Below are 6,707 nucleotides of genomic sequence, written 5' to 3' on the forward strand. Positions count from 1 at the left end.
GACTGCTACTGTCCGTCGACTTCTGTACCTGTGCCATCTTCCGTCCTCCTTCGGTTCGCCCGATCCCAACGCGTAGGAGGGATCCAGGATAGTCGGGCACCCATCCCTTCACCGGTGACCACCCGTGTCCGAACACCGGACGATATAGGAGTATGCGAATACCATGCCACAACACAGGCGATTTTCCCCGAATCTTCGGAAAGGCCGTTCCAGCGCCGTTACGGCGGTTTGTGGCGGGAAAAAATTGCCGGTGGGCTTGGGAGGCGCCGCACATCCGGCGCCGCCTGTAGGGAGCGGACTCCCTATTTAGGGAGCAGAAACCCCATGCGGGCGTTGAACTGAGTCGCGGCAGGCAAAACTGTACGGCGGCCAGGGACCGGTGACCAGCATCCCCTGGGGGCTCCTGCCTGCGCAGCATCCTGCGGACTGGAGTTGCCTGAACGTCGTATGAAAGCGTCCCACGTTGCCGCGGGGCACAAGGAAGAACACCGAAACCAGCCGGCGACCGTCCGTGCAAGACGTCTCGGCCTCGGACTTCACAACGAGTTCCTTGAATGCCTGGCGCACCCTCTCGGTCGCAGCGACGGATTCCTCGTCGTCGCCGTCCTTGCGGACATAGTGGGTTTTCCGATCGGCCAGATAGGCCTTTCCTGAGGAAAGATTCGGGGCGTGGGCCGCTTTTCGGCACGTGCCGCTGTCACGGCCGCTGAGCAGCACCCGAACGCCCATTTCCACGCATCCGTCCAACTCCTCCAGAGACTCCCGGAACTCGCGCCGGCGAGCGCGCAGCAGTTCGACGACCGCACCGGCGTCTTCGAGAAAGCAGCCGTAGCGGAAGGGCAACACGGTGGCGGTCTCGTGGAACACCTGAACCACGCGGGCGTAAGCCGCCGCGCGAGACACGCTCGGCGCGAGGCACATCTCGGGCACGAGCGAGAATGCCGCCGCCAGGCCGTCCTCGGCCATTAAGGAAACGCGGGATCCCTCGACGCCCACCGCGACAACGCCCCGCGCGGCCTGTGCATCACGAAGAACGCAATACACCAAGTGTTTCATTCTGGCGTGTTTCCGACGGCGGACAGAAGTTGTAAGGGGGCCACGGCCCTGAGAGTTCGACCGAAAGCCCCTCCTCGGCGTATGCGGCGCCGATCGCTTCGGCACGGGCGTGAAACGCCGGCAGCCGGTCGCGCAGCACGAGAACCGCCAGGTTCAGCGTCATCTCTCGGTCGCCTTCCCGCCCGCTTTGGGGCTGCAACTTCAGCGGACAGACGTCCACCGCCTCGTGCTGGATCGCGTCCCGGATCTGTTCGGCGGCGGCGGACCGCCACAAGAGCAACGCTTTCCCCGCTTCCGCGTCGAGCCGTCTTTGCTGCAAGTAGCGCGCCCCGGGGGCGTCCGGCAACCGCCGCCGGCGCTCGGCCAGGACGGGATCCGCTGCCGTCAGCCACTCCCGCGCCTTGCGGGTGTCCACAAGGCCCTTAATGGCCCATTCCTCCTTGTCAGAGACCCAATCCAGGATTTTGGAGATCTGTTCGCCCTTCTCGGCAAGGAGTTTCTCCAGGGGCTGCTGGGACGAAAAAACGGTGCCAAACCTGACCGGCAAGACGGGGCCGAAGCGCATCACTTCCTCGACCACGCGTTCGTGCTGACAGGCGCGGGGCGCCACCCACCCCAGGTCCTGCAAGTTGGCTTCGGCGTCCGGACCGCTGAAACCATCGAGGGGCACCCGGCTGAAGACGGCGGCCACGGCGCCCGCCTCCAGCGCGGCGATGCCCTCGCGCCCGTCAATGCCGGGAAGCCGAATATCACCGGCCCTGCCGCGGCGCGCGAAGCAATACAGATACACCCCATCCGGCTCCATGGCGGTCTCCCGCTCGTCCCTGTGTGCCACCTCGTCTAAGGGGCCGTCGTGCCGTTGCCGCGGACGCTCTCCAGGGCATGCTCGAAGTGTGTCCGGGTGATCAGCGCTTTGGGCCTCTTATCCGGGTTCCCCACGCCTGTTTTTGCGACGGCCTCTCGGAGGGCTTCGAGGGCCGCCCTCGTACACACCGCCTGAATATCTGCGCCCGTGAATGTCTCGTCGGTCAAGGCGGCCAGTTCCTCGGGGCGGACGTCCTTGGCCACCGGCTTGCCGCGAAGGCCGATCTCAAAGATCTTCCGCCGGCCTGCGAGGTCCGGCAGGGGAATCTCCAGCAAAAGGTCTAACCGCCCGGGCCTCAGGAGCGCGGGGTCGAGCATGTCGAGGCGGTTGGTCGCCGCGAGCACCAGCACTGCGCCCAGTTCCTCCACCCCGTCCATTTCGGTCAGGAATTGGCTGATGACCCGCTCGGTCACGTGCGAGTCCGAACCCGCCGAACCGCGGATGGGCACCAGGGCGTCGATCTCGTCGAAAAAAATGATACAGGGCGCGGCCTGCTTGGCCTTCCGGAAGACCTCGCGGACGGCCTTCTCCGATTCCCCGACGTACATCGAAAGCAAGGCGGGGCCTTTGACGGCAATGAAGTTGACCTCGGTCTCGCTTGCGACGGCCTTGGCCAGCAGCGTTTTCCCGCAGCCCGGGGGCCCCGAGAGGAGGATGCCTTTCGGCGGTTTGACGGCGATCTCGGCATAGAGTTCGGGATACTTGAGCGGCCATTCGACCGCTTCGATGAGTTCCCGCTTGACATCTTCCAGGCCACCCACGTCGTCCCAGTGGACTTCGGGCACCTCGACAATCACCTCGCGGATGGCGGAAGGCTCCACTTCCCGGAGCGCCTCCAGAAAATCGGGCATGCGAACCTCGAGTTTCATCAGCGCCTCGTACGGGATCGCGGCGGCGGCGAAGTCGATCTCCGGCATGATACGCCGCAGGGACACCATGGCGGCCTCCCGACAGAGCGCCTCCAGGTCGGCGCCCACGAAACCGTGGGTGATCGCCGCCAGATGATCCAGATCCACGTCCTCGGCGAGCGGCATGCCGCGGGCATGGATGTCCAGGATTTCCCTGCGGCCGATGCGGTCTGGAATGGGAAACGATATCTCCCGGTCGAACCTCCCGGGCCGCCGAAGGGCCGGGTCGAGCGCATCGGGGATGTTCGTGGCGGCGACCACGATCACGTGCTCGCGCTGGTTCAGGCCGTCCATCAGCGCCAGGAGGTGGGCGACCACGCGCTTCTCCACGTCGCCGACGACCTTCTCGCGGCGGGGCGCGATGGCGTCAATCTCGTCCAGGAAAATGATGCTCGGGGCCTTGCGGGCGGCCTCCTCGAAGATCTTGCGGAGGTTCGCCTCGCTCTCGCCGTAGAACTTGTGGATGATCTCCGGCCCGTTGACGGCAAAGAAGTTGGCCTCCGTCTCGTGGGCCACAGCGCGGGCGATGAGCGTCTTGCCGCACCAGGGCGGGCCGTGGAGCAGCACGCCCTTCGGCGCGTCGATGCCCAGCCGCTCAAACACCGCGGGGTATCGCAGGGGCAGTTCGATGATCTCACGAATCCGAGAGATCTCCCGCTTCAAGCCCCCGATGTCTTCGTAAGAGATCGGCCGCGCCCCCTCCCGCTCCTTCTCCCCAGACCCTTTCACCTCCAGGGTCGTCGTGGGATTGATGACGACGGGCCCGGCCGGCGTCGTACTCTTCACTTTGAAGTCGGCCGACCGCGTTCCGAAGAGCGTCGCCCGAATGCGGTCGCCCTCCACCACCGGCAACCCGTCGAGCAGGCTGCCGATGTACTCCAGGTCCCGCCCGCTGGGCGCGATCGTCACGGCCGACAGCACCACGTTCTTGGCCGGCTTGGCGGCCGCCCGGCGGACTTCCACGATCTGGTCGATGCCGGTGCCGGCGTTCTCGCGCGAGAGCCCGTCGATCTGGATTCGCGATTGACCGCGCAGGTCCTTGTACACCGGCATGGCCTTCCCGACGGTCTTGCGTTTGCCGACGATCTCCAGGACGTCGCCAATCGCGACCCCCAGTCTTGCCATGTCCGCCGGGTCCAGACGCGCGAACCCCCGGCCCAGGTCCTTTCCGAGCGCTTCGGTGACCTTGAGCCTGATCGCCGCCAGAGCCGCCTCTGCCATGCTGCTCATCCTCCTCGTGGTGTCTGCCTGGCCAGTTTGACCTCAAGGACGCCGTTGCGGCAACTGTGGCTCATTTGCCCGGCGGAGAACGTGTCGGGCAGGAGCACTTCTTTCCGATACTTCATCTCGCCCCGCTCCGCGGCGATGATCAAAACGTCGTCTTTAAGTTCCAGGTGGAGGTCTTCCTCGCCCACGCCGGGCATCTCGGCCACGACGAGCACGTGGTCCCCCTCGTCAAAGACGTCCACCATGGGCTGTCGTACTTCGTGGACCACCGCATGGCCCGTCTCCTCGTCCTTGCGGACGTTGCCGAAGGGCTCGACCTTCAGGCCCTCGTCCCCGAGGCCGACCTTGACGTTGAAGCCGAAGATCCCCCGCAGCCTGTCGTCGGGGCCGCGGATCTCCCCGGTCTTGTGAAGTTCTTCGCCCCGTTCCGAGAGTTCGCCGAGTTTCTCTATAAAGGAACCCAATCCGTTGAAGAACTCTCCGAGCCCCATGAGTCGATCCTCCCGAGATTTTTTCTTCCGACCCCTCGCCATGGTTATCTCCTATGCCCGGCAAATACCGTAATCCCGTATCTTCTTGCAGACAGTCTTATAGTCAATTTGAAGAATGCGGGCCGCTTGCGCCTTGTTCCCGCCCGTCTGCCGAAGGATGACTGTGAGAATCCTCCGTTCCGCGCGCACGACGACCCTCCGGACCGCCTCCTTGAGGGGAAGGTCTCCCTCGATCGGCTCGTCGGGACCCGGGCCATCGAGACCCCCAGGGGCCGGCCCGTCCGAAAGGGCCAGGTGATGGGCCTCGATGACCGTGTCCGCCAGGAGCGCTGCCCGGCGGACCACGTTCCGGAGTTCACGGACGTTTCCCGGCCATCGGTAGTTCAAGAGAAGGGCCACGGCGGCTTCGGAGAACCCTTGAACGGCCTTTTTCAGTTCCCGGTTCGTCATATCGAGGAACCGTTCCGCCAGGAAGACGATGTCTTCCCCGCGCTCGCGCAACGGGGGGACCACCACGTTGAACTCGTTCAGGCGGTGGTAAAGGTCGTGCCGGAAGCCCCCGCTCTGGATCGACTCGGCCAGGTCCACGTTGGTGGCGGCGATCACCCGAATGTCCACGTCGATGGCCTTGGCGCCGCCTACACGCCAAACCTGCTTCTCCTGGAGGGCGCGGAGGAGTTTCGGCTGCATCTGCGCAGGCAGATTCGAGATTTCATCGAGAAACAACGTGCCCCCGGAAGCGATCTCAAACTTCCCCGGCCGCCTCCGGTCCGCCCCCGTAAAAGAGCCCTTCTCGTGCCCGAACAACTCGCCCTCCATCAGGGACTCCGGTATCGAGCCGCAGTCCAGGGGCACAAACGGGCCGGAGGCTCGCGGACTCATCCGGTGGATCGCCCGAGCCACGACTTCCTTGCCGGAACCCGTTTCCCCAAGGATCAGGACCGTGAAATCCGTCCGAGCCACTCGTGCGATGTCCGCATGAATCCTCTCCATCGGCTTGCACGATCCCAGGGCCTCCTCCGTCCAGGATTCAGGCTCAACCCGGGAAGAATACGTGTCCTTCAATAGACTGCCGCTTCCCATTCCCAGCGTCATGACTGTCCCTTCCCCCTCCATGCGGTTCAACTCAGGATTTCAATCCTTCTTCTGCGCCCTGCCCGAGTCCCTCGCTGCGGCCAACCCGTCAGGGCGGGCCCCGTGCCCGCTTTGCCAAACCGTCGCCCTTAAGCCTAAAGCCTCTAACAAAACGAGAGGGTCGGGTGGCACTGGCGGCTTGCCCGCCAGTGCACGGGCAGACAAGTTGCCCGTGCCACCCATTTTGTTAGAGGTTCTAAATGTTCATTCGGAAAACCGGCGAGCAACTGAGGAGATGTGAGAGGAGATGTGCGGCCTCGGTTGAGTCCGAAGCCTCTCGGCCGACGCGCAATAACAAAGCGCTTGGCACGGAAGACCATATCCCATCCCCATCCCAGTACATCCCAGTACAACTGTGTCCCAGCACGACTGCTCATGCTATCGGACTATCCAATCCGCGGACTTTAAAGATTTCTTGGCCTGTCGGGGAGTGAAGTCGAGGTCTGGCGCGGTGGGGCTGGTCGGGCATAGCCGTTGGCCGCCCCATCAACCGCCGCCTGACGGCCCGCGCCTCGGCCCCGGTCTCGCAGCAGGCGATGACGAAGTCGTCGGTGGAGTTGACGATTTTCTGTAAATCTTTCGCACGGGGTTGCCGATAAGGAAGCGTCCCATCCCAGCGTAGGGGCCGCTTGCGTCCGCGAGGCGTCGGCGGCCCGTTTTTTCTCCGGTTTGCGGCAGGCGGCGGCACGGGAGCAACCGTTGGTGCACCACTTCCGCGTTTTTGTTCCACGCCGGGCGCGGGCAGGCACGAGCACGCCTCTCCACAGGTGAGTCGCCGTGGCGACAGGCGAACTTTTTGGCTGCATCCGCAGTCCCGAACAAGGTTTCACTTCTTCTGCCGTGCAGCCTCACGGGCCTCGTCGAGCCGCACCATCTGGATATCCGCAGGAAGATGGCCGACCAGCGAATGGAGCATCCCAAGGAAGACGAGGCCCGTCTCCCCCGCTCGAAGCGTCTGACCGATTCGCTCGGCAATGTAACGATCCCGTTTATCGAGAATACGTTTGCCGAGGTCGCTCTGGACCG

General features: G+C 64.3%; 6 protein-coding genes. 1 reads left to right on the forward strand and 5 read right to left on the reverse strand.

Annotated features, from left to right (window positions below):
- Positions 1–306 precede the first annotated feature (306 nt).
- Genes NTX40_04310 through NTX40_04330 form a run of 5 tightly spaced genes read right to left on the reverse strand, consistent with a single transcriptional unit; the run spans position 307 to position 5,642 of the window.
- Positions 307–1,056: a GvpL/GvpF family gas vesicle protein gene (locus tag NTX40_04310; GenBank protein ID MCX5648307.1), complete on the reverse strand. Its 750-nt coding sequence runs from the start codon at positions 1,054–1,056 to the stop codon at positions 307–309.
- Positions 1,025–1,861 (reverse strand): GvpL/GvpF family gas vesicle protein, encoded by an 837-nt coding sequence (locus NTX40_04315; GenBank protein ID MCX5648308.1) that lies wholly within the window; start codon positions 1,859–1,861, stop codon positions 1,025–1,027. The genes NTX40_04310 and NTX40_04315 overlap by 32 nt, the downstream gene beginning before the upstream one ends.
- 35 nt (positions 1,862–1,896) lie before the next feature.
- On the reverse strand, positions 1,897–4,050 hold the full coding sequence (locus tag NTX40_04320; protein MCX5648309.1) for a CDC48 family AAA ATPase: 2,154 nt from the start codon (positions 4,048–4,050) through the stop codon (positions 1,897–1,899).
- Positions 4,051–4,055: 5 nt separating this feature from the next.
- Positions 4,056–4,547, reverse strand: coding sequence for an Hsp20/alpha crystallin family protein (locus NTX40_04325; protein MCX5648310.1), 492 nt, complete (start codon positions 4,545–4,547; stop codon positions 4,056–4,058).
- Between the two features lie 51 nt (positions 4,548–4,598).
- The gene (locus NTX40_04330; GenBank protein ID MCX5648311.1) at positions 4,599–5,642 is read right to left on the reverse strand and encodes a sigma-54 dependent transcriptional regulator; all 1,044 of its coding nucleotides are present in this window, start codon (positions 5,640–5,642) and stop codon (positions 4,599–4,601) included.
- 835 nt (positions 5,643–6,477) lie between these two features.
- Here NTX40_04330 and NTX40_04335 point away from each other — a divergent pair.
- On the forward strand, positions 6,478–6,707 hold a 230-nt coding region (locus NTX40_04335; protein MCX5648312.1), incomplete at its 3' end, for a hypothetical protein.

This window comes from Planctomycetota bacterium, assembly GCA_026387035.1.
GTDB lineage: Bacteria > Planctomycetota > Phycisphaerae > FEN-1346 > FEN-1346 > JAPLMM01.

Excerpts from the sequence above, each read along its gene's own strand:
- NTX40_04330 (MCX5648311.1), bottom strand. The coding sequence starts at position 5,642 with ATGACGCTGGGAATGGGAAGCGGCAGTCTATTGAAGGACACGTATTCT.
- NTX40_04325 (MCX5648310.1), bottom strand. The coding sequence starts at position 4,547 with ATGGGGCTCGGAGAGTTCTTCAACGGATTGGGTTCCTTTATAGAGAAA.
- NTX40_04315 (MCX5648308.1), bottom strand. The coding sequence starts at position 1,861 with ATGGAGCCGGATGGGGTGTATCTGTATTGCTTCGCGCGCCGCGGCAGG.
- NTX40_04310 (MCX5648307.1), bottom strand. The coding sequence starts at position 1,056 with ATGAAACACTTGGTGTATTGCGTTCTTCGTGATGCACAGGCCGCGCGG.
- NTX40_04320 (MCX5648309.1), bottom strand. The coding sequence starts at position 4,050 with ATGGCAGAGGCGGCTCTGGCGGCGATCAGGCTCAAGGTCACCGAAGCG.